Genomic DNA, 22929 nt, shown 5'->3' with positions numbered 1-22929 from the left:
GGTGGGCCCGGCTCCGTGCCGGATCGGGTGCCCGGCGGGCCCGGCCCCGGGCCCGCCCCCGTGCGCTGTGGGCCGGCGCCCGCCGCCGCGGAGCTGGCGCGGGGCCCGTGGCTGCGCCTCGTCACGGCGGACGGTGACGACGGCACGCCGCTCCTGGACGCCCGGGAGCGGCGCCGAGCCGCCGCGCTGCGCCGCCCCGCCGACCGGGCGCTGTACATCGCCGTCCACGCGGAGCTGCGCCGGGCGCTGGGCGCGGTGTTGGGCACGGCGCCGCGGGCGGTGGAACTGGTCCGGCTGGCGTGCCCGGGGTGCGGCGGGCCGCACGGCCGTCCGGCGGTGGCGGGTCCGGCCGGGGCGGCGGTGCACTTCTCCCTCTCCCACGGCGACGGCCTGGCGCTGCTGGCACTGGCGTCCGCCCCGGTCGGCGTGGACATCGAACGCGTCCCCGCCGCCCGGACCGCCGCCGACGCGGCCGGAGCGCTCCACCCGGCCGAACGCGCGGAGCTGGCACGGCTCCCCGGCGACGGCCGTCCGGCCGCCTTCGCCCGGTGCTGGACCCGCAAGGAGGCGTACCTGAAGGCGACCGGCGAGGGCCTGTCCGGCACCGCCCTCCATGACCGCTACCTGGGGTGCGGACCGCGTCCGGCCCCCGTGGCGGGGTGGAAACTCACCGACGTACCCGCCCCGGCCGGCTGGGCGGCGGCGTGCGCGGTGCGGGGCGCGGGGGCGGGCGTCAGCTGAGGGGGAGGTGCGTCCCGTGCTCGTCCCGGGGCCGGGGGCCGAAGATCCGCCGGTCGGTCTCGGCGATGACCGTGTCGTTGATGCTCGCCTCGCGGCGCCGCATGAGGCCGTGCTCGTCGAACTCCCACAGTTCGTTGCCGTAACTGCGCCACCAGCGGCCTGCCGCGTCGTGCCATTCGTACTGGAAGCGGACCGCGATCCGATTCTCCTGGTACGCCCAGAGGTCCTTGCGCAGTGCGTAGTCGAGTTCGCGCTCCCACTTCCGGGTCAGGAAGGCGACGATCTCCTCGCGTCCGGTGAGGAAGGTGTCGCGGTTACGCCACACCGAGTCCGGGGTGTAGGCGAGCGCCACCCGGTGCGGATCGCGGGTGTTCCAGGCGTCCTCGGCCGCCTGGACCTTCTGCCGGGCGGTCTCCCGTGTGAACGGCGGGTGGGGCGGGCGGTCTTCCGGCACGGTCTCTCCTCGGGTCGGGCGCGGACGGGGTCCGCCGCGGCGGGCGGGACACGGCGCGCCCCGCTCCCGGCCACGGCGCCGCCAACCTACCGGCCGCCCGCGGCGCCGGTCCGCCGGTCCCGCCCCGGCGGACCGCCCTACGTCCGCGGCCGGTCCGGCGCCCCGCGCCCGTCGCCGAACAACTCCACGATCCCCCCGGCGAGTTCGCTGCGCCAGCACAGGTAGTCATGGCCGCCGTTGAACTCCCGGTAGGTGGCGTCGTCGTATCCGGCGGTGGTGAGCGCGTCGCGCAGCCGGCGGGCGGCGGGCAGGGCCACCCACTCCTGCTCGCCGGAGGAGAGCCGGAAGCGCACCGGGAGCCGGGGGGCGGCGGCGATGCGGGCGGTGAGCCACTCGGCGTCCGGACCGGCCGGCCACCAGAACGAGCCGGACTGGGCGAGGACGTTGCCGAACCGGTGCGGTGCGGTGAGCGCCGCGTACGCCGCGGTCAGCCCGCCCAGGCTCTGCCCGGCGATCACCGTACGGGCCGGGTCGGCGGTGAGCGGCAGTTGCCCGGCGGCCCATGGCAGCAGTTCCTCCGTCAGGAAGGCGGTGAACTCCGGGCGGCAGGTCAGCTCCCGCCAGCGGGTGGCCGCGTCGACGGACTCGGGGAGGACGGCGGCGAGGGGCGGGACACGGCCGTCGGCGATGAGGTTGTCCAGGAGGTGCGCGAGGCCGAGCCGGGGCTGCCAGTGCTCACCGTCGAGCAGCACCAGCACCGGCAGCTCCGTGTCCGGCGCGGTGTGTGGGGGCCGGTAGAGCCGGACCCGGCGGGCGCCGCCGAGGCGGGCGCTCGGTACGTCGTGCGGGGTGACGGTGCCCCGGGCGACGCCGGGCCGCACCTCCCACTCCGTGTCACGCGGCGCACCGGGCAGCCGCGCACAGGAGACTCCGGGACCGCCCCAACGGCCGGGCAGCGTACGGGGGTTGAACGGGTCGAGGCGGCATGGGGCGTGCAGCCGGGCCGGGTGTCCGGCGCCGTCCGGTGCGGGCCCGTCGCCCTCATCGACGCGGAAGTCGTAGGTGCCGTACCAGTCGCGGCGCAGCCGGAGCGTCCAGTGCCACACGTCGGTGCCGGGCAGGTGCTCCATCAGGTTCGCGCCCGGGTCGCGGGGGTCGGTGAGCTTGTTGGGCAGCACCTGGACGGCGCGGGTGGCGGGGGTGCCGCGCCACAGGAAGGTGACGGCGGCGTGGTCCGGGTCGCCCTCCGGGTCGGGGGCGATGAGCGGGGTGCCGGTGCGGGCGACCTCGTCCCAGAACTCCGCGGTGCGGTCGGGCGCGGGCAGGACGGGGCCGGTCGCGATCCGCGGCAGGGGCTGCGGGCGGGCCGTGCGGGGCGGGTGGTGGGCGGTGCCCTCGGGCGGCGCGGACGCGGACATGCGGCGGAACTCCGGTGACGGGGGCGGGCGGTCGCGCGGACCGCGCACCCGGGCGGACCCCCGGGGCGCCTGACGGACACCCCGGGAACTTAGGGTCACCTTACCTTTGCCGCTCAGGCGCTCCGGAGAGCGGTCACCCCCACCTCACCTATGACGGAGGCCACACCATTTCCAGATCGAACTTAGGTAAGCCTAAGCTAACTTATTGCCAGCTCGCTTCTCCGCGAACACCCCCCAAAGGCATCCCCGCCAAGGAGACTGACGCCGCATGTCCGCACTGACCCTCCGCATCCGACGGCTCGCCGCCACCGCCGTGGCCCTCGCCGCGGGCGGCACGCTCACCCTCACCGGCGCCGCCCACGCCGCCCCGGCGACGCCCGCCGCCCACCCGGCGGCCGCCGCCGAAGCGGCGCCCGCGACGGCGGCGCCGCTGGTCAAGGGCCTCTACCAGTCCGCGTACTCCGAGCGGAACCACGTCCTGTGGGCCACCTCCGCGGTGGGCCGCCCGCCGGTCACCACCTCCGCGCTGGTGAAGGTCGACCCGCGGACGATGACCATCCAAGCCTCCTACACCCCGCCGGTCACCGACCGCGCCACCGGCGCCGTCGAAGCGGTCTACGGCGTCGACGTCGACGACCGGCACAACACCGTCTGGACCACCAACACCCGCGACAACTCCGTCGCCGTCTACAGCCAGCGCACCGGCAGGCGCCTCGCCACCCTCCCCGGCGTCGCCCACGCCCGCGAGGTCGTCGTGGACGAACGCCACCACACCGCGTGGGCCGGCGGCTTCGGCGACGGCTCGCTCGTCGCGTTCGACACCCGTACGTACCAGGAGAAGAAGCGCGTCACCATCGAGGGCGCCGGGCCGACCGGGCTCGCCGTCGACGAGCGCACCGGCACCGTCTACGCCGCCGATCTGAACGGCAACCAGATCATCGAGGCGGCGCCCGGCGCCGCGAAGCCCCGGCTGATCCCCACCGGCCAGGGCCCCATCTCACTCACCCTCTCCCGCGACGGCCGCACCGCCTGCACCGCCGACCAGAAGGCCGGCACGGTCTCCGTCGTCGACCTGCGCAAGGGCTCCGTCGTGCGGACCGTGGCGACCGGCGAGGGCACCCTCGCCGTCGCGAGCGATCCGCGCACCGGCGCCGTCGTGGTCGCCAACCGCACCACCGCCACCGTCTCCTTCCTCGACCCCCGCAAGGGCACCGTCGTACGGACCGTCGCGACCGGCGCCCGCCCCAACCACATCGAGATCGCGCGCGGCACCGCCCACGTCGTCGACAAGTCGGGCTCCGGCCCGCAGGGCGAGGACCAGCTCAACCGGATCCGCGTGACCCGCTGAACCGCTCCGCTCCCCCATGCGCCGTGGCCCCGGTGCCCGCCCCGGCAAAGGGCGGGCACCGGGGCCACGGCGTTCCTCCCGCTACTCCCCGCCGCCCAGCGTCTCCCGCAGCAGCTCCGACAGATCGTCCAGCGCCGCCGCGCCCAGTTCCTCGAACGCGCCGGAGCGGCGGCCCAGCAGGATGCCGATGACCGCGGCGACCACGATCTCGGCGCGCAACCGCGGCTGCGCCCGGCCCTCCTGGACGAACCGGCGGTGCAGCGGCTCCACCAGCCGGGCGTGCAGTGCGGCACGGGCCGCCTCGTCCGCCGCGGGATCGTTCAGCGGCTGGACCCCCACCTGGAGGATGGGGACGAGCCCGCGCAGGTCGGCGCGTTCGAGGATCTGCCGCAGCCGGTCCGGGGCGAGGAGGTCGCTGACCTGCGCGTCGCCCCGCTCGGCCTGCACCGCGGCGAGATAGAGCTGCGTCTTGCCGCCGAAGTACCGGGCGATGAGCGCCGGATCGACGCCCGCGCGGCGGCCGATGTCCCGGGTCGTGGTGCGGTCGAAGCCGCGCTCCGAGAAGAGTTCGCCCGCCGCGCGCAGCAGCGCCTCGCGGCTGCGCGCGGAATCCCTGCGACGCGCCTCCTGAGTGCCGGTCACCGCCGTGCCTCCACATCCTCCCGCCCCGCGGGCTCACCCTTTGGCCGCCGTCACCCTATGTCCCGAGGTGGCCGACGCCGTCGCCGGGGAGCCGGGTGTCGTCCGCCCGGACCGGCCGCGTACCAGCAGGTGTCCGACGAGGGCGGTGAGCGCCCAGACCACGCATCCGACGAGACCGGCCGTGCGGTAGCCGCTCTCGGCGGGCAGGGAGCCGGCCCCGGGGTGGGCGGCGAGCACCGCCGCGGTGAACGCGCTGCCGGAGGAGTAACCGAGGTACTTCACCACCTGGTTGAAGCTCAGCGCGCTGCTGGTCTCGTGCGCCGGGACCGCGCCCACGATGAGCGCCGGCATCACGGACACCGTCACCCCGGCGCCCAGCCCGATGAGCCCCATGGCGACGAACGCCTCCCACAGCCCGCCCCGCACCCAGGTGAACAGCGCCGTACCGGCCAGGCAGACCAGACAGCCCAACGGCAGCATCCGGCCCGGGGAGACGGAGCGGGAGGCCAGCCGCACCAGCCGTCCGGAGACCATGCTGGCCACCGAGAACGGCGTGAGGATCAATCCGGCGACGACCACCGAGGCACCGAAGCCGTACCCCGCCGACGGCGGCGTCTGCACGTACTGCGGCACCATCGACAGCATCACGTACATCCCGATGCCGGAGAGCACCGCGGTGAGATCGGCGGCGAGCACCGGGCGCCCGCGGACCAGGCGGATGTCGACGAGCGGGTGCGGGGTACGCAGTTCGTGCACCGCCCACCAGCCGAGCAGGACCACGGCCGTCCCGGCCAGCGCGATCAGCTTCGGCGAGGTCCAGCCCCAGCGTCCGCCCGCGGTGGTGGTCAGGAGCAGTCCGGCCATACCGGCGGCGAGCAGCAGTGCCCCGGTGACGTCCAGCGGGTGCGCGGCTCTGCGCGGCGGCGCGGGGAGGACCACGGCGAGGGCCGTCAGCGCCAGCGCCGAGGCGAGCGCGGCGCACCAGAATCCGGCGTGCAGTCCCAGGTAGCGGGCGAGGACGCCGGTGAGCGGATAGCCGAGCCCGACCCCGGCGGCGGCGGTCAGGGAGAGGGTCGCGACCGTGTGCCGGGCCCGCTCGGGCGGTAGCGCGTCACGGGCGGTGGCCATGGTCAGCGGGGTCAGCGCGATACCGACGCCCTGGAGCGCCCGCCCCGTCAGCAGCCCGGTGAAGCCCGTCGGCAGTGCCGCCAGCAGGCTGCCGGTGAGTGTCAGCGCCAGTCCGCCGAGGATCACCCGGCGCCGGTGCGGTCCGTCCCCCAGCCGCCCCATGAGCGGGGTCACGACCGCGCCGACCAGCATCGTCACCGTCAGGGACCACTGGGCCGCCTCCAGGGAGACGTGGTCGACGCGCGCGATGGTCGGGATCAGCGGCGCCCCCAGACTGCTGATGATCGCCACCAGCATCCCGACCGACAGCAGCACGGGCACCAGCGCCCGCTCCTTCCACGCGGGCATCCTCTCGGCGGCTTCCACGCGACCCCTCCCGTCAACGACGTCACCAGTTGATGACATCATACGATGACAAGGCGGATTCCGGCCGCCGCGGGCCCGCGGACGAGCGGCGGCGGAAAGCCCGCCGGCCGCCGGCACAGAACGCGAAAAGGGCGGAGGCGCACGGTGCGTCACCGTGCGCCTCCGCCCCTCCCATCGAGCGGGCGGCCCGCCGCTACTCGGGCCGGATCGCCTGGATGTCCAGCTCCACCCGGATCGTCGCGCCGATCGCGGCGATACCCTTGGCCAGCATCTTGCGCCAGTCCAGCGTGAAGTCCTCGCGGTGCAGCTCGGTGACCGCCTGGCAAGCCGTACGGGTCTCGCCCGCGATACCGGTGCCGATGCCGAGGTAGCGGGTGTCGAGCTGCACGGTGCGGCTGACACCGTGCAGATGCAGCACACCCTGCACCGCCCAGCGGCTGCCGCCCTTGTGCACGAACCGCTCCCCGGCGAACTGCAGGTAGGGGAAGCGCGCCACGTCCAGGAACTCCGCCGACCGCAGATGCTCGTCGCGCATCCGCACCCCGGTGTCGATACTGGCCGCCTCGATGGTCACCTCGACCCGCGAGTCCTCCATCCGTTCGCCGATCCACAGTCCGCCCTCGAAGCGGTTGAACCGGCCGTGGATCTCGGCGAGCCCGATGTGCCGGGCGGTGAAGCGGATGGCGCTGTGGTCGGGGTCGAGCCGCCACTGCCCGGTGGCGGGCAGCGGCAGCGCCGGGGCCAGCTCCAGGGCGATCGGCGCCGGCGCGGTCCGCTCGCCCGCCACCACCTCGGCGTCGCACCGCACCGGCCGGAAACCGTCGGAGGTCACCATGAGCCGGTAGGAGCCGGGGCGCAGCGTCACCGTGAGGCGGCCGTTGGGGTCGGTCCGCCCCTGCGTCACCTCCTGGCCCCCGAGATTGCGGACCGAGACCGCCACCCCCGCCATCGGCAGTCCGACGGGATCGTCCACCCGCAGGTCCAACGCGCCCGCCCCGCCGGGCAGCGGCGAGGCAGGGCTGTGCGGCATTCGGTCACGCAGGCGGCTGAGGAAGGCGAGCGGCATGGCAGGACGGGCCTATCGGTAATGCGGTCCGGCGAGGACGTGAGCGGAAAGCGGGCAGGAACGCACAGAATTGGTGCGGATTCCCTGCGATTGCCCTTCTATCCTGTCATTGACACCGCGGCGAAATGATCCCCAGCTGTCATGAGCCGCCCAAAGGTGACCTTTCTCGCACCTCGCCGCGGACGGGATCCCCACCGGCCGTTCCACCGTCCCGTTCACCCGCGATCGCACCCCGATGCACACCCCGGACACTTCCGCAAGACCCTCGCGCGCCGGACCACTACACGATCATGCAGAGCGGCGGCGGCGCGCGCACCGGCCAGCGGCGAGGCTGGGGAGGACCGCTGGAACCGCTCCCCGCGGACGGTTCCGGGCTCCTCTGCTTCACGGAAGGCGGTTCGTCCCATGTCCGCGCCAGCGCTCCCCCCGCACACCGACGGCCCCGGCGGCATCCCCGTCGTCGACGTCTCCCACACCCCGGCCCGCACCCCGCTGCTGCGGAGCATGGCGCTGGCCCGGCGGCACGGTCCGGCCTTCATCCAGCGCCAGCACGGCCAGGACACCCTCTTCGTCAGCAGTCTGGAACTGGTCACCGAACTGTCCGACGAACGGCGCTTCGGCAAGGCGGTCGGCCCGGCGCTGACCAACGTCCGGGAGTTCACCCACGACGGTCTGTTCACCGCCTACAACGACGAGCCCAACTGGGCCAAGGCGCACGACATCCTGATGCCCGCCTTCGCGCTCGGCTCGATGCGGACGTACCACCCGGTGATGCTGCGGGTCGCCCGCCGACTGATCGAAGCCTGGGACCTGCGGTGCGCGGACGGCTCCCCCGTCGACGTGCCCGACGACATGACCCGGATGACCCTGGACACCATCGGACTGACCGGATTCGGCTTCGACTTCGGCTCCTTCGACCGGGACGACCTGCACCCCTTCGTCGGAGCGCTGGTGCGCTGCCTGCACTGGGCGATGACGAAGCTCAGCCGCGACCCGGCCCTCGACCACACCCGGACCGACGAGGCGTTCCGCGCCGACGCCGACTACCTCGCCTCCGTGGTGGACGAGGTCATCGCGGCGCGCACCGCCCCCGGCGCCCCGGCACCCGAGAACGAGGACCTGCTCGGGCTGATGCTCGGCGCCACCCACCCCTCCGACGGCACCACCCTCGACCTGGCCAACATCCGCGACCAGGTCATCACCTTCCTCATCGCCGGGCACGAGACCACCTCGGGCACCCTGTCCTTCGCCCTGTACAACCTGCTCAAGCACCCGACCGCGCTGCGCCTGATGCAGCGTGAGGTGGACGAGCTGTGGGGCGACACGCCCGACCCGGAGCCGACGTTCGAGGACATCGGCCGGCTGCACTACACCCGCCAGGTGCTCAACGAGACGCTGCGGATGTACCCGCCCGCCCCCGGCTTCTCCCGCGAGGCGCTCACCGACACCGAACTGGGCGGCGTCCCACTGCGGGCCGGGCAGTGGGCGACGGTCCTGACGCCGATGCTGCACCTGGACCCGGTCTGGGGCGACAACCCCGAGCTGTTCGACCCCGCGCGGTTCTCCCCCCAGGCGGAGGCGGCCCGCTCCCCGCACGCCTTCAAACCGTTCGGCACCGGCGAACGCGCCTGCATCGGGCGGCAGTTCGCGCTGCACGAGGCCACCATGCTGCTCGCCATGCTGGTCCACCGCTACCGGCTGCTCGACCACGCCGGCTACACGATGGACCTCAAGCAGGCGCTCACCATCAAGCCCGACGGCTTCACCCTCTCCCTCGCCCCGCGCACCCCGGCCGACCGCGCCGCGAACCGCACCGCACTGCCCGCCGGCAACGCCGCACACGAGGAGGCGGCGCCCGCCGACGCCGGCGCCCTGCCCACCCGCGTCCGGCAGGGCACCGGGGCCCTGCTGCTGCACGGCACCAACTACGGCACCTGCCGCGACTTCGCCACCCGGCTCGCGGACACCGCCGCCGAGACCGGCTGCGACACGGTGATCACCCCGCTCGACGACCACACCGGCGCGCTCCCCACCGACCGGCCCGTCATCATCACCGCCGCCTCGTACAACGGCCGCCCCACGGACGACGCCGCGAAGTTCGTCCACTGGCTGGAGACCGCCGAGCCGGGCGCCGCCGACGGCGTCACCTACGCCGTCCTCGGCGTCGGCGACCGCAACTGGTCCGCCACCTACCAGCGCATCCCCACCCTCATCGACGACCGGCTCGCCGCCCTCGGCGGCACCCGGCTCCTGGAGCGCGCCGCCGCCGACGCCGCCGGAGACCTCTCGGGCACGGTCACCGCGTTCACCGGCGCGCTGCGCACCGCCCTGCTCACCGGGTACGGCGACCCCGCCACCGCCGGCGCCCCCGCCACCGCGCCGGAGGGCCCCGCCTACACCGTCACCGAGGTCACCGGCGGCCCGCTGGACGCGCTGGCCGCCCGGCACGACCTCACCGCGATGACGGTCACCGAGACCGGCAGCCTCACCGACCCGGGCCACCCGCGCGCCAAGCGCTTCGTCCGCCTCGCCCTGCCCGAGGGATCGACGTACCGCACCGCGGACCATGTGGCGGTGCTCCCGGCCAACGCCCCGGAGCTGGTCGAACGGGCCCTCGGCATCCTGCGGGCGGACCCGGACACCGTCCTGCAGATCGCCGCCCACCGCCCGCGCCGCGACTCCCTCACGCTCGACCGGCCGGTCACCGTACGCCATCTCCTCACCCACCACGTCGAGTTGCAGGGCCGTCCGACCGCCGCGCAGCTGACGCTCCTCGCCGGGCTCAACCCCTGCCCGCCCGAGCGGCAGGCCCTGGCGGCGCTGGCGGCGGACGCCGAGGCACGCGCCGCCGACCACCGCGGGCTGCTGGACGTCATCGAGGACAACCCGGCGCTGGCGGCGGAGCTGAGCTGGCCGGTCCTGCTGGAGCTGCTGGAGCCGATCCGGCCGCGGCACTACTCCGTCTCGTCCTCCCCCGCCGTCGACCCGCACCACGTCGACCTGATGGTCTCGCTGCTCGAAGCACCCGCGCGCTCGGGCCGGGGCACCTACCGCGGCACCGGCTCGGGGCATCTGCACACCGTGCGCCCCGGCGACACCGTGTACGCCCGGATCCAGCCGTGCCGGGAGGTCTTCCGGATCCGGCACGACGCGGACACCCCGCTGATCATGATCGCGGCCGGTACCGGCCTCGCGCCGTTCCGCGGTGCCGTCGCCGACCGGCTCGCCCTCGCCGCGGACGGCGCCGCCCTCGCCCCGGCGCTCTGCTACTTCGGCTGCGACGCCCCCGACGCCGACTACCTGCACGCCCGGGAACTGCGCGCCGCCGAACTGGCCGGCGTGGTCGACATGCGCCCCGCCTTCAGCGAGGCCCCCGTTGACGGCCGGCGCTTCGTCCAGCACCGGATAGCCGCCGAGTCCGCCGAGGTGTGGCGGCTGCTCGGCGCCGGGGCCCGGGTCTACGTCTGCGGCGACGGCGCCCGGATGGCACCCGGCGTCCGCGACGCCTTCCGCGCCCTGTACGTCGCGCACACCCCCGGCGCGGACGACGCCGGCGCCGCCGCCTGGCTCGACACCCTGATCGCCGACGGCCGCTACGTCGAAGACGTCTACGCCGCCTCCTGACCACCGCCCACCGAACCCGGAGGTTCCCCATGAACACGATGCTCGCCGGACGTCTGCACGTACCCAGCACGACATTCCGTGTCGAGGAGGTCCCCGTGCCCGAACCCGGGCCGGGAGAGGTACTGATCGAGGTCAAGGCCGCCGGTGTCTGCCTGTCCGACGTCCACCTCATCGACGGCAGCCTGAAGCCGTTCGTCCCCGTCGACACCCTCACCCTCGGCCACGAGGTCGCCGGGGTGATCCACACCCTGGGCCCCGGTCTCCTCGGCGACTGGACGCCCGGCACGCGGGTCGCGCTCCAGGCGGGCCAGAGCTGCGGCCGGTGCGCGAGCTGCGCGATGCGCCGCACCCCGTGTCTGAACCCGCAAACCCGCGGCGTCGACTACGACGGCGGCTGGGCCACCTACGCCCTCGCCCGCGAGGACACCCTCGTCCCGATCCCCGACCACCTCCCCTTCGACCAGGCGGCGATCATCCCCGACGCCGTCTCCACCCCGTACGCCGCGATCGTGGACACCGGCGCGGTCCGCCCCGCGCAGGCCGTGGGCATCTGGGGCGCGGGCGGTCTGGGCGCCCACGGCATCCGCCTCGCCCGGCTGGCCGGAGCCGCGCCGGTACTCGCCGTCGACCCGCTGCCCAGCGCCCGCGAACGTGCCCTCGCCTTCGGCGCCGACCTCGCCCTGGACCCGGCCGACGACGGTTTCGCCGCCGCCGTCCGGGAGGCCACCGGGGGCCGCGGTCTGGACGTCGCGTACGACTTCGCGGGCGTCCCGGCCGTCCGTGAGCAGGCCGCGACCGTACTGCGCCGCGGCGGTTCCCTGGTCCTGGCCGGGCTCACCCCGCACCCGCTCACCGTCACCGACGGCACCCGCTTCAGCTGGAACCGCAACCAGATCCGCGGCCACTACGGCTCCTCGCCCGAGCACGTCGAACAGCTCGTCCGCCTCGCCGCCACCGGCCGCCTCGACCTGGCCCCCTCCATCACCGGCCACCTCCCCCTGGCCGACGCCGCCGAGGCCGTGCACCGCCTGGAGCACAAGATCGGCGACCCGATCCGGCTGATCCTGGAGCCGTAGGGACGGGGCCGGGCCCGGGGCCCCTGGGCCGGGGCCCGGCTCCCCCGGCCCGGCTCACGGAGGCCGGGCCCGTTCCCAGGGGCCGCGTACAAGGGCCGGGTCACCGGGCCCGGGTGCCCGCGCCTCGCGCCCGGCTCACGGAGGCCGGGCCCCGACTTCGGCCTCACGGGCCCGGTGACCGTCCCGGTACCCCGTCAGGAGCCGTCGGCCGCCGTGTCTCGCGCGGCGGCCGACGCGGCGTTCCGCCTCCGCCGCCGGTACACCACCGCACCGCACACCGCGGCGAGCAGCACCGCGACCGCCGCCGCCCCGAGCGCCGGCTGCGCGGCGAACAGCCGCGACAGCACCTCCAGCGCTCCGATCCCGACCGTCGCGTAGACCAGCGCCCAGCACGCCCCGCCCACGAACAGCGCGGGCAGATAGCGCGGCAGCGGCATCCGCAGGGTGCCCGCGAGGAAATTGGCGGCCGTCTGGAAGCCGACGGTCAGGAAGGAGAGGGCCACCACCGGCGCGCCCCACCGCTGGATCGCCCGCTCGGTCCGTACGAACGGCGCCGAGGACATCCGCTCCGCCAGCCGGCTGCGCCGCACCCCGGCACCGGCCAGCCATCCGACGGCGAAGGTCCCGCCCGCCCGCAGCAGCACGATGACGTACAGTCCGGCGGCCGTGAGCACGACCTTCTCCACGACGCTCCGCCCTCACCGCCGGCTCCGTCCCGCATCCTGCCGCGGCGCCACCGGCTCCCGGCCCGACGCGGCGACCGCCACGTCCGGGACTTCCCGATACGGCCCTGACCAGGGCCATCCGACACGACCAGGGTACCGATACGCCCCCATCGGTCCCCCTCCCCTCGGCTACATCACGTCACCGGCCGCCAGCGCCCGCTCGGCGCTGTCGATCAGCTCCTTGTACGTGAGGATCTCGACGCGGTGCAGATGCGAGGTGTGAATGCGCAGGGCGTCGTTGATCTCCCTTTCGTCGATCTCCGGCTGGCTCAGCGGATGCCCGATGAGAACGAGGGCGTTCGCCCGGCGGGTATCGATCCCGAACTCCGCGGAAATGCGCTCCCGGTTCTCGTCGAGCCCCACCAGATAATTGATGGCCTGTCCCACGGCGTCGTGCACTTCCCGCCTCGGGACCCAGGCTCCGCGGTGCCCCTTGACCAATTTCACCGCCGCGGCCCGTTTCAGCTCGACTATCTGGAGCGAGCCGTCCCCGCGGATCAACGGAATGTCGACCTCGTCCCCGGGGACCAGCCTGCGCCGCTGCGCCTCGCCGATGAAACGCCCGCCGAACACCCAGTACATCCCCTTCAGCGCCTGCTGCAGGGCGTGCTCACAGGCGTGCGCGTCCTCGGCCACCCGGCGCAGTTCCCGCAGGTGAACGGCGCGGCGCTGCAATTCCGCCGCGCGCAGGACCGTCCGCCCGTCCTCGTCCGCCGCGAGGACGGAGAGGGCCTGTGGCGAGGACACGATGCGGCGGGCGGCCTCCGCCGGGTCGACGATCTCCACGCGGTTGCTCAGCACCCGCTCCGTCCACGCCGACAGCTCCGCGGCGCCGCGCGGAATGTGATAGCGCGCCGGATCCTCCACCGGGGCCTGTGTGAAACCGGCGTCCCGGCCCAGCTGCCGTATGTGCGCCAGGACCTCTTCGAGAGTGGCTCCGGGATGTCCGGCGAGGTATTTCCCGGCTTCCTCGCACCAGAATTCGTTCATCATGGTCACGGTTCTCGTGACGGCTCTGAGACCCAGCGGGTCGCGCGGACCACGCTCCCCGTGATGCAGCCGGTACTTCTCCTCGTAGTCGGGGCGCAGCAGGCGCCCTTCCGTGTAGTGCAGGGCGTCCTGCACGGACCGGACCACCTCCCATTCCTCCGCCTGCGCGGCCGAGGCCCGTGCGGCGCGCAGCAGTTCGGTGAGCCGCCTCCCGCCTCTCCGTCTGCCCCCGGAGCCGGACCGCACATGGTGCAGGGCGGCCGTGACCGCGTCCGTCACCGTCTCCGCCGTCGCGGCGGAGCGGATCTTTTCGAGATGGATCTCCAGGGCCATGTCGGATCGTGTCTCCATGAACGGCAGTGTCGTCCATGGGTCTGACAACGCGGCCCGGCGCCGGGGCGGGCCTGCGGTGGCCCGGCTTCCGTCCCCGTCGGCGGGCACGCTGAACGACGGGGTCCGCAAGAATTCGACAAGACTTGGAGCGGGCGTGAGCATCGCTTGACTCTGTCTTGAAAGGTGCCTTTCTTCGCCTCCCTATCGTGTCGCGGGACCGTATACGACCCGGGTTGGGGGGCTCACGCCATGAGCGGGAATTTCCGGACCGATCCCGACGCGCTGTTCCACTACGCGTCCCACACCGATCGGCAGAAGGAGGAAGTGCCCCGTATCGGGCGGGCACTGGAGCACGTGGAGATCCCGTCGGGCGCCTTCGGCAAGCTGCCGGAATCCGACGAACTCCACGCCTCGTACAACGAGCACGCCACCGCGGCGCAGCGCAACATCCACGATCTCGCCGAGCTGTTGCAGGGGATGGCCGAGGGGCTGCGGGCGACGGCGGGCGGCTATGTGCAGACCGAGTACGCCGAGCAGCAGAACTTCGGTGGCGGGGGTGCTGCCGGATGACCGTCACCGACGCGTACGCCTGGGTCGACAAGGAGATCGAGAAGCTCCCGGACATCGAGCAGATCCACAGCAACGAGGAGCACGGTCTCGACTCCGGGCTCGACGACGCCATCCGGTGGTTCCTGGACAAGGTCGGGCTGATGGACAAGCTCGAACAGGTCACCGGTATGCCGACACAGCTGACCCACGCCGCCGAGGAGTGGAAGACGCAAGGCGAGGCAATGCACCGGGTGGCGGCGGAGCTGCGGTCGGGGGCGCGGGGGCTGCCCGAGCAGTGGGAGGGTGACGCCTCCGAGGGCTTCGGCCACAGCATGGGCAAGGTCATCGACGCGCTGGACGACACCGGCAAGGACATGGGCAAGACCGCCCAGATCCTCAGCCAGGCGGCGAAGGAGTCGAAGTTCGCGGAGGACTCCATCGTCGCCATCATCCGCGAGGCGATCGAATGGGCCGCGATGACGCTGGCCGCGATGGTGGTCACCGACATCCTCACGCTCGGTCTGGCCACGGTGGTCGACGGGCTGGTGGCCGAGGCGGAGGTCGCCGTCTTCCTCGCCCGGGTGGAGAAGGTCTCGGCGGAACTGGCCAAGACGCTGCGTGAGTTGATGAAGGCGGTCAAGGAGTTCAAGAGCGGCGCCAAGTCCTTCAACGAAGCACGCAAGGTCGCCGGTACGCTGCGCAAACTGGGCGGCCCGACCGGACCGGGAGCCTTCCGCAGCAAGGACTGGATGGCGCACCACCTCGTCACCGGGCAGATCGCCAAGCACGGTTCGAAGCCGCTGATCAACGAAGTCACCGGCCTCACCGGCGACTTCAAGACACCGGCCGAGGACGCCGTCAAGCACTTCGGCGGTGAGGCGCTGGACGACAAGGACCCCGAGGAGCCGGCGCCGTACCGCGTGCCCAAGGGCAGTATCGAGGACACCTTCGGCTGACCCCGCCGGGACGGGCCGCGCGGCGGACCGGACACCGTGCCGCGGACCGCCCGGCCCGCGGCGGACCGAAGAGAGGGACATGCACCCCACCCCCCTGACCCCGGAGCGGGACGGCTGGCTCCGGACGCACTCCGCGCCGTTCCTCGGCCCCGGGGAGACGCTGCGCGGCGCGCTCCCCGTACGGCTCGATCCACTGGCCCCGGAGACCGTCCCGAAACGTCACCGCCGGCCCAAGCCCGCGGCGCAGGAGCAGGCCCGGTTCACCGGGTGGCAGCGGGCCCTCCTGCCGGTGTCCTTCGTGATGTGGCTGTGCTCCCTGCCCGTCGGTCTGCTGGAGGCCGGCGCCCGCCACACCTGGCGCGGCATCCGGCGGATCTTCCGGGGCCGGGTGTGGGACGGCGGCTGGGAGAGCGCCGCGGGCCGCTTCGTCATCGACGCCCGCACCGGCACGGCGGACGTCGCCGGGTACGGCAACACCCGCCTGGCGCTGGCCGTCACCGACCGGCGGCTGTTGCTGCTGAGCGAGCCGGCGGACCCGGACCGGGAGGCGGCACAGCTGCTCGGCACGGTCCCGGAGGGCGGCTACGGCCCGCGGTCCGCGCCCCACCCGCACCGCCACCGGGCCCGGGTCGACCTCGCCTTCACCGACGGCTCCTGGCTGGCACTGGAGGTACCCGACCGCCGCCAGGTGCCGTGGCTGGGCGAGCTGCTGGGGCCGGGGCGGGGCTAGGGCGGCGGCGGGGCTAGGGCGGCGGCGGGGCTCCCGCGTGCAGGTCGCGCCGCCGCGTCAGGCTCTCCCGCCCGCAGCCCAGAAATTCGACCAGCCAGGAAACCCTTCCGGGTGCGGCAGAGGAAGAATGGGACGGGTCGACACTGAAGAAAATCTGTAGCGGCTGATGTAGACATGGGCATCGGCACGGGCTACCGTCTTCTCCGTAGCCCGGAAGTCGAAAAGGGCGCGGCAGAGACGAACTGCCGCGCAGGCAGGCCGACGCAGGTGCGGCCCGGCGGCGGAGTGGTGGAGCCGGAAGTGGTGGGTTCTTCCGCTGGCTGCCGGGCCGGGCGACCCGAGGGGCCGCACAGCAGTACCGTGTCACCAGCCAGTGCAGAGTGATCGAAGAGTAGTGATCGAAGAGTAAGGAGCAGAAGCGCCATCAGGATCGCCCGGGGCCTGGACCATGTCCGCCCGGGTACCGCAGACCCCGGATTGGAAGGTGGTCCCCGGTCACGCAACCGCGATCCCCGCAGCCCCGCCCTCGCGGGTGGACCTGCGGAAGAAGAAGGCCGGTGCAGTCAGCCGGCAGATGGTGTTGAAAGCTCGGGGCCCGAGCGCCATGTGCGCTCGGGCCCCTCGATGCGTCCCCGGAAGAAGAGGTCTATGCCCCCTCGCAGTACCCGCCCTGCCGACAAGTTCGACGATGACGACTATCCCGCCTACACCATGGGCCGGGCCGCCGAGATGCTCGGCGCCACGCCGGCCTTCCTGCGCGCGTTGGGTGAGCATCGCTTGATCACCCCGCTGCGGTCCGAAGGCGGCCACCGCCGCTACTCCCGCTACCAGCTGCGTATCGCCGGCCGGGCTCGCGAACTGGTCGACGCCGGGACGCCCATCGAGTCCGCGTGCCGCATCATCATCCTTGAGGATCAGCTTGAGGAAGCCCGGCGCATCAACGAAGAACTCCGCGGTCAGAGCCGGTCCGAACCCTCGGCCTGAGCCTCGCCCGGCTGCCGGACGAGGCGGAGCACCGGAAGGCGCGGGCGCGGACTCCCCCGGCGATGTCCCCGGGCTGCGGCGCGCCGCGGGGTCCCGCTTCCGGTAGCGGATGGTCGCCGCCGCTCCGGTAACTCCGGCCGCCGTCAACCACTGCTGTTCCGGGCCCGGACAGCAGGCGGCGGCTTCACCGCCCACCGGGACGAGGCGGGCGGTGAGGCCCGCCCGGTTCCGTCACGTATCACGGCTCTGTCCGGCTCCGGCTCGGGCTTACGCCTGACCGCCGTCGAGGGGGACGGGTTGCGTGCCGAGTATGGCGGAAGCCCTCCGGTAGGGGTCGGTCACAGGGACGGGCCCGGCGGTGGAGCGCGTGCGGCAGGTGAAGCCGAGGCGGGTCATGGCCCTCAGGACCTCGACGGCGCTGAAGTCCCGGCGGTCCTGGCGGGTGATGACCTGTCCGACCTGTTTGGCGGGGTAGTGGCGGCGTCCGATGATGACGAGGTCGTCGGTGACCGGCTCGGGCTTGACACCCTTCATCGCTTCCAGCACGCCGTCTTTGGTCAGGTCGAACGGGAAGCGGGCGATGACACAGCGCATGATGCCTCACAGGGAAGGAGTGGACGGGACCGTGCGGGGTGGGGCGTTCAGCGGGCGGCGGTGAGCGCGCCCGGGACCGAGTCGCCGGCGACGTCACGCAGGCGGATCCGGTCCGTGTAGTGGGGACTGTCACGGACATCGGTGAGGCCGGCCAGGGTGACACCTCCGGTGCGTCGGCCGTCCTCGTCGTAGATGACCAGGTGGCCCGCGCGGGCGGCGGCCATGAGGGAGAGTGCCACCTCGACGGTCATGGTGTCCCAGACCTGGGGTGCGGCCGGGGCTGTGGCACCGGCCGGTTCCTGCACTGCGTGGGGGGCGGCGGGGCGGGGGTGCGTCCGGACCGGTGTCACGAGGTGCCTCCTGCAGAGTGAGTGTGGGGTCAGTTTCCTGATCACGAAGGACTAGGCCGCCACTCCGGGTGCGGACGGCCCTGCGGGCGCCCGCCCGGCCATCGCAGCGGGGCGGCGCCGGCCGCGTGAGGCCGCGGTGCGCTTGTGGCGGCGTTCGGGTGCCGGTGCGGCGATGACGACGGGAATGCCGGAGGGGGCCTGGGCGCCGGTGATGCGGTGCAGGGCCGCTTCGCCGGCACGGACCCGGGTGGTCTGCGGGACGATGCCGGCCGCTGCCAGCAAGCGGGTCATGCTCCGGCGCTGGGCGGGGGTGACCAGAGTGACGACGCTGCCGGACCGGCCGGCTCGGGCCGTGCGGCCACCGCGGTGGAGGTAGTCCTTGTGGTCGGTCGGCGGATCGACGTTGACGACGAGGTCGAGGTCGTCGACGTGGATTCCGCGGGCGGCGACATTGGTCGCCACGAGCACACTGACGTGGCCCGTTTTGAACTGGGCCAGCGTGCGGGTGCGCTGCGGCTGCGACTTCCCGCCGTGCAGGGCCGCGGCCCGGACCCCGCTGTTCAGGAGATGCTCGGTCAGGTGATCGACGGCGTGTTTGGTGTCGAGGAAGAGGATCACCCGGCCGTCACGTGCGGCGATCTCGGTGGTGGCGGCGTGCTTGTCGGCGCCGTGGACCTGGAGCACATGGTGCTCCATGGTCGTGACCGCGCCGGCCGAGGGGTCGACGGAGTGCACCACGGGATCGCTGAGGTAACGGCGCACGAGCAGGTCGACGTTACGGTCCAAGGTGGCGGAGAACAGCATGCGCTGCCCTTCGGGGCGCACCTGGTCGAGCAGGGCGGTGACCTGCGGCATGAAGCCCATGTCGGTCATCTGGTCGGCCTCGTCGAGAACCGTGACGGCCACCTGGTCCAGCCGGCAGTGGCCTCGGTCGATCAGGTCCTTGAGGCGTCCGGGCGTGGCGACGAGGACCTCGGCACCGTTGCGCAGAGCGGCCGTCTGCCTGCGGGCCGGCATGCCGCCCACGACTGTGGCCAGCCGCAGCTGCACGGCGCGGGCACAGGGAGTGAGCGCGTCGGTGACCTGCTGCGCCAACTCACGGGTCGGGACAAGGACCAGCGCGAGCGGTCGCCCGGCCTCGGCGCGCCGCCCGGCGGTACGGGCCAGCAGGGCCAGGCCGAAGGCGAGCGTCTTGCCCGAGCCGGTGCGTCCCCGGCCCAGGACGTCGCGGCCGGCGAGGGAGTTCGGAAGCGTCGCGGCCTGGATCGGGAACGGCGCGGTCACGCCGTGCGAGCCGAGCGCTGCCACGAGCGCCCCGGGCATGTCGAGTTCCTCGAACGTCTCCGCGGCGGGAAGCGCGGGGGTGACCGTCCTGGGGAGCGCGAACTCGGCCTGCGCCCGGACGGGACGCGCGCTGCGGGCGCCGGAACGGGCCGGCCTTCCGGAACGGGCCACTTTCGGCGAGCCGTGGTGGCCGCTCTTCCCCGAGCCGGCATTGCTGTCACGGGTGCGGGAAAAGCTATTGCCTGTGCGGTTCATACGGAACCTTCCTTGACACGGCGCGCATCAAGGAATTTTCCGCAACGATGAACAGCACGGAGAATCGCATGAATCGGCCGGATGGAACGCGAAAAAGGAATTGATCGCGTGCAGTCTGCGCAGGTGCCCGCGGGAAAGGAGGTCACACGAGGGCGATACGTCACCGGGCGCTTCGCCGCAGGGCGGCCAGGGTGCGCTCCTGCGCCCCTTCGGGGCACTTCGGGTGGGGCGAATGCATCGAATACGGCTCGCGTTGCTCCGGATGGGTCCGACGCCGCGCCATACATGCAGAGGGGGCCCGCACCCCGAAGGATGCGGGCCCCCTCTGCAAGTGTGTCGGTCGCGTCAGGCGGGAACGATGTTCTCGGCCGTCGGGCCCTTCTGGCCCTGCGCGATGTCGAAGTTCACCTTCTGGCCTTCGACCAGCTCACGGAAGCCCTGGGCGGCGATGTTCGAGTAGTGGGCGAACACGTCGGCGCCGCCACCGTCCTGCTCGATGAAGCCGAAACCCTTTTCCGCGTTGAACCACTTCACGGTACCTGAACTCATATCATTCTCCTTCGGGGCAGTGCATCGACGTCCGCACGGTGCGAAAGCCGTGTCGCCGCGATGATTACCCCCACCGGAAAAGACCGGAATTACCAGGAAGGTTTCAGCGGCGCGAACGCCGGCCGAAGCACCTGAAATACTGGGAACCACAACTGCAACTGAGAACGACAGTAGCACGCCGAAGCCGCTCGAGCAGGGTCAACATTTCCCCTGTGGTCACGGCGAAAATAAATCTGTTCGCAGGCCCGGCTGAAATTCTGGCTCCACCGGAACAGTTTTTGGGGCGGCCGGAGCACAGCAAATCCGGGAAGAGGGGCGGTGCCGTGCTCGGCGTCGTCGCGACGGCACCCGCCGCAGACCGCTGAGCCACGGCAACACCCGGTCGGCGCCGATCGCCCGGCCGCGAACGGAACACGAAGGCGTACGGCACCGGTCCGCCCCCTCCGAGCTGTCTCCGCGCCGACCGGCCGTCACCAGCGGCGGCAACGGCGCTGGGCATGATCCGGTGACGCCGGGCACCTCGGCGACCTCGTCCGGCCTCCCCGCAACGGTCGCGAACGAGCCGACGAGCGTGCCCGTGGTGACGTTCACGGCGCACGCGGGACCGGGGCCGTCCGAGCCGCCCCTCCGGCAGCGGGGACCGGCTGGTCGGAGCGGACCGACCGCCCTGACCAGCCGGTACGGGGAACTCAGCCCAGCCCCCGGCACAGCAACGCCGCCGGGCGCCCCTGCTGGACGGACTTCCACGTCATGGCGACGCCGGCGACGTACTCGTGGTCGGCGCACTGGCCCTTGTAGTCGTTCTCGGCCCAGTCGCTGCCGTGGGCGCCGCCGGTGGCGGGGCGGTTGTCGGACCTGTCGAACCAGACGGTGCGGCCCTCGGTGGGCAGCGGGGTGGCGGAGGGGGCGCAGAGCAGAGCGGCCATGGCGGGGCCCTTCTTGGCGTAGCCGACCGCGAAGCTGCTGTCGGGGCACTGGAGCTTGTCGTAGCCGCCGGCCCAGTCCTGCTTCACGTAGTGGTCGTCGGTGACGCGTTCCCAGTCGCCCGCCGCCTTGGCCGGTGCGGCGGCGTCGGTGCACAGACCGCGGCCGTTGTGGTGGCTGAGGCCGATCAGGCGGTCGGTGTCGGGGCAGTTGCCCTTGGAGTGCCCCGGGCTCCAGTCCGGCTTCGCGAGCATGGTGCGGGAGAGGTTCCAGTCGCCGTGGTCGGTGTAGACGGTGCTCCAGTGGTTCACCGGGGCGATGCGGCCGGTCCTGGCGGGGGCGTTGACCAGTTTGTTCCAGTCGGTGGCCCGCCAGTCGCCGCCGTCCTGGACGCCGAGCCGCTTCCCGGAGGCGTCGTACGACAGGAGCGCCCAGGTGTCGTTGGGAGTGCCTTTGTCGTCGCTCCAGCCGACGAGCGGCCATTGGGCGAAGTCGGTGTCGTTCTTCACCAGGATGTCGGTGAAGTTCTTGAACCAGGTCTGTTCCTTGGTGTCCGTGGAGCCGCGTCCGCCGGCGCCGAACTCGCTGACCCAGACCGGGGCGGTGAAGTGCTTGCCCTCCTCGGTGACGAACAGGCCCTCGTCGCGGACGACCTCGGCGAGTTTCTCGGGGGTGAAGTCCTGGTAGCGCGGGTCGTCGGTGGAGCCGGGGCCGCTGCCCGCACCGGAGTTGGCGGGTCCGGTGTAGCCGTAGAAGTGGACCGCGTAGACGAGTTTGCCCGAGTCGATCAGGGCGTGGGAGAGGGTGCGGACCGGTTTGAGGTCCGGGCGCTGGTGGGGGAAGCCGGCGGCGGGGATGCCCTGCCAGTTGATGCCCTCCATGATGATCAGCATGTCGGGGTCGGCCTGGAGGATCTTGTTCCCGGCCTGCTCGAAGGCGGTGTACTCGTCGTGGTCGTCGCCCATGCCCCAGTTGGCGTCGTCCCAGGTGTCGCGGCGGACCTCGTTGCGCAGATCGGCGCCGACCACGCGCTTGTCGTCGCGGTAGCGCTCGGTCATGAACACCCAGTCGTCGATCCACTGCTGGGTGGACTGGCCGCTGTTCCAGCGTTCGTTGCCGTCCAGACCGCAGCAGAAGCGGTAACTGGTGGTGTGGTTGTTGAGGATCACCGCGAAACCGTCGGCGGTCAGCGCCTCGACGACGGCGTCGAACACCTCCAGCGGTGTCTTCCCCTTGAGCTGCGGGTTGGCGGTGACGGCGGCGTCCGGTACGGCGTTCTTGTCGTGCATCATCGCGTTGGCGAACGGCAGCCGGACGCTGTTGATGCCGAGGCGGTGGAAGTCGGCGAGGATCCGGGCGATCGGGGTGCGGTCCAGGCCGAGCGGGATGTTGTTCGACTTCTGGTGTGCCTGGTGGTTGGCCACGTCGTCGGCGTCGCCGCTGCCGGTGTACGTGCCCTGGGCACCGGCCCAGTTGCCGGACTTGAGCTTGAAGCGGTTTCCGTCGGCGTCGACGATGTACCGGCCGCGGGTGCTGAGCGGGCCGGTCCACGAGGCCGCGAGGCCCTTGCCCGTCGAGGTGGCGGGGGACGTGGCGGAAGCGGGGTCCGGAGCCGCGGCGGCTCCGGGGACGGCCGCGGTCACGGCCAGCAGTACGGCGGCGAGCAGCGCCGGTATGCCGCGCGTGGCGGACCTGACGGTTCTCATGGAGCCCTCCGGTGGTGGGGGGTGAGGAGCAGGGCGGTGGGAGCCCGGCCGCTTCACCGGCCGCTGTACGGGGCCTCGGCCGGCCGTGGCCGACGGGAGGCGGCGGGGAGAAGGGCCAGGTGGGAGCCACCACCCTT

20 protein-coding genes are annotated in these 22929 nt (G+C 72.9%); 8 read left to right on the top strand and 12 right to left on the bottom strand.

Annotated features, from left to right (window positions below):
- The first annotated feature begins 60 nt into the window (after window positions 1-60).
- Window positions 61-741 carry a 4'-phosphopantetheinyl transferase family protein gene (locus tag ACZ4M8_RS11110; protein WP_467605616.1) on the top strand — a complete coding sequence of 227 codons (681 nt, stop codon included), beginning with the start codon at window positions 61-63 and terminating at the stop codon, window positions 739-741.
- Here the strand turns inward: ACZ4M8_RS11110 and ACZ4M8_RS11105 are convergent.
- Window positions 734-1195 carry a nuclear transport factor 2 family protein gene (locus ACZ4M8_RS11105; RefSeq protein WP_467605614.1) on the bottom strand — a complete coding sequence of 154 codons (462 nt, stop codon included), beginning with the start codon at window positions 1193-1195 and terminating at the stop codon, window positions 734-736. The genes ACZ4M8_RS11110 and ACZ4M8_RS11105 overlap by 8 nt on opposite strands.
- Before the next feature lie 137 nt (window positions 1196-1332).
- Window positions 1333-2613, bottom strand: coding sequence for an enterochelin esterase (fes, locus tag ACZ4M8_RS11100; RefSeq protein ID WP_467605612.1), 1281 nt, complete (start codon window positions 2611-2613; stop codon window positions 1333-1335).
- Between the two features lie 268 nt (window positions 2614-2881).
- Between fes and ACZ4M8_RS11095 the strand changes: the two genes are divergently transcribed.
- A complete protein-coding gene (locus ACZ4M8_RS11095; RefSeq protein WP_467605611.1) occupies window positions 2882-3961 on the top strand; it encodes a YncE family protein in 1080 nt (359 codons plus the stop codon).
- A gap of 81 nt (window positions 3962-4042) precedes the next feature.
- Here ACZ4M8_RS11095 and ACZ4M8_RS11090 read toward each other — a convergent pair whose 3' ends face one another.
- From ACZ4M8_RS11090 to ACZ4M8_RS11080, 3 genes are all read right to left on the bottom strand, one after another.
- Entirely contained in the window at window positions 4043-4603 is a 561-nt protein-coding gene (locus ACZ4M8_RS11090; RefSeq protein ID WP_467605608.1) for a TetR/AcrR family transcriptional regulator, read from the bottom strand.
- 33 nt (window positions 4604-4636) lie between these two features.
- On the bottom strand, window positions 4637-6097 hold the full coding sequence (locus ACZ4M8_RS11085) for an MFS transporter (protein WP_467605606.1): 1461 nt from the start codon (window positions 6095-6097) through the stop codon (window positions 4637-4639).
- Between the two features lie 193 nt (window positions 6098-6290).
- Window positions 6291-7163, bottom strand: a complete 873-nt coding sequence (locus ACZ4M8_RS11080; protein WP_467605604.1) for a YceI family protein — start codon at window positions 7161-7163, stop codon at window positions 6291-6293.
- 405 nt (window positions 7164-7568) lie between these two features.
- Here ACZ4M8_RS11080 and ACZ4M8_RS11075 point away from each other — a divergent pair, with 405 nt between their 5' ends.
- Both ACZ4M8_RS11075 and ACZ4M8_RS11070 read left to right on the top strand, forming a co-directional pair.
- Window positions 7569-10787 carry a cytochrome P450 gene (locus ACZ4M8_RS11075; RefSeq protein ID WP_467605601.1) on the top strand — a complete coding sequence of 1073 codons (3219 nt, stop codon included), beginning with the start codon at window positions 7569-7571 and terminating at the stop codon, window positions 10785-10787.
- Between the two features lie 29 nt (window positions 10788-10816).
- Window positions 10817-11863, top strand: a complete 1047-nt coding sequence (locus ACZ4M8_RS11070; RefSeq protein WP_467605600.1) for a zinc-binding dehydrogenase — start codon at window positions 10817-10819, stop codon at window positions 11861-11863.
- Between the two features lie 194 nt (window positions 11864-12057).
- Here ACZ4M8_RS11070 and ACZ4M8_RS11065 read toward each other — a convergent pair whose 3' ends face one another.
- On the bottom strand, window positions 12058-12549 hold the full coding sequence (locus ACZ4M8_RS11065) for a DedA family protein (protein ID WP_467605598.1): 492 nt from the start codon (window positions 12547-12549) through the stop codon (window positions 12058-12060).
- Window positions 12550-12717: 168 nt separating this feature from the next.
- Window positions 12718-13929 carry a Shedu anti-phage system protein SduA domain-containing protein gene (locus tag ACZ4M8_RS11060; protein ID WP_467605595.1) on the bottom strand — a complete coding sequence of 404 codons (1212 nt, stop codon included), beginning with the start codon at window positions 13927-13929 and terminating at the stop codon, window positions 12718-12720.
- A gap of 231 nt (window positions 13930-14160) precedes the next feature.
- Here ACZ4M8_RS11060 and ACZ4M8_RS11055 point away from each other — a divergent pair, with 231 nt between their 5' ends.
- The 4 genes from ACZ4M8_RS11055 to ACZ4M8_RS11040 all read left to right on the top strand — a co-directional run bounded on the left by ACZ4M8_RS11055 (window position 14161) and on the right by ACZ4M8_RS11040 (window position 17130).
- On the top strand, window positions 14161-14481 hold the full coding sequence (locus tag ACZ4M8_RS11055) for a hypothetical protein (RefSeq protein WP_467605592.1): 321 nt from the start codon (window positions 14161-14163) through the stop codon (window positions 14479-14481).
- On the top strand, window positions 14478-15416 hold the full coding sequence (locus tag ACZ4M8_RS11050) for a WXG100 family type VII secretion target (RefSeq protein WP_467605589.1): 939 nt from the start codon (window positions 14478-14480) through the stop codon (window positions 15414-15416). The genes ACZ4M8_RS11055 and ACZ4M8_RS11050 overlap by 4 nt, the downstream gene beginning before the upstream one ends.
- Window positions 15417-15495: 79 nt before the next feature.
- Window positions 15496-16146: a hypothetical protein gene (locus ACZ4M8_RS11045; protein ID WP_467605586.1), complete on the top strand. Its 651-nt coding sequence runs from the start codon at window positions 15496-15498 to the stop codon at window positions 16144-16146.
- Window positions 16147-16794: 648 nt separating this feature from the next.
- Window positions 16795-17130 (top strand): MerR family transcriptional regulator, encoded by a 336-nt coding sequence (locus ACZ4M8_RS11040; RefSeq protein WP_467605584.1) that lies wholly within the window; start codon window positions 16795-16797, stop codon window positions 17128-17130.
- Between the two features lie 267 nt (window positions 17131-17397).
- Here the strand turns inward: ACZ4M8_RS11040 and ACZ4M8_RS11035 are convergent, their stop codons facing one another.
- The 5 genes from ACZ4M8_RS11035 to ACZ4M8_RS11015 all read right to left on the bottom strand — a co-directional run bounded on the left by ACZ4M8_RS11035 (window position 17398) and on the right by ACZ4M8_RS11015 (window position 22792).
- Window positions 17398-17724, bottom strand: a complete 327-nt coding sequence (locus ACZ4M8_RS11035) for an SCO5918 family protein (protein ID WP_467605581.1) — start codon at window positions 17722-17724, stop codon at window positions 17398-17400.
- A 47-nt stretch (window positions 17725-17771) separates the two neighbouring features.
- Window positions 17772-17975 (bottom strand): hypothetical protein, encoded by a 204-nt coding sequence (locus tag ACZ4M8_RS11030; RefSeq protein WP_467605579.1) that lies wholly within the window; start codon window positions 17973-17975, stop codon window positions 17772-17774.
- Between the two features lie 150 nt (window positions 17976-18125).
- Window positions 18126-19613, bottom strand: a complete 1488-nt coding sequence (locus tag ACZ4M8_RS11025) for a DEAD/DEAH box helicase (RefSeq protein ID WP_467605576.1) — start codon at window positions 19611-19613, stop codon at window positions 18126-18128.
- A gap of 345 nt (window positions 19614-19958) precedes the next feature.
- Window positions 19959-20162, bottom strand: coding sequence for a cold-shock protein (locus ACZ4M8_RS11020; protein ID WP_360711000.1), 204 nt, complete (start codon window positions 20160-20162; stop codon window positions 19959-19961).
- A 689-nt stretch (window positions 20163-20851) separates the two neighbouring features.
- Window positions 20852-22792: a glycoside hydrolase family 5 protein gene (locus ACZ4M8_RS11015; protein ID WP_467605573.1), complete on the bottom strand. Its 1941-nt coding sequence runs from the start codon at window positions 22790-22792 to the stop codon at window positions 20852-20854.
- Window positions 22793-22929 lie beyond the last annotated feature (137 nt).

The organism is Streptomyces sp. NPDC027185, assembly GCF_055567035.1.
Note: the sequence above shows the minus strand (reverse complement) of the source record. Positions and strands in the feature narration are given on the sequence as shown.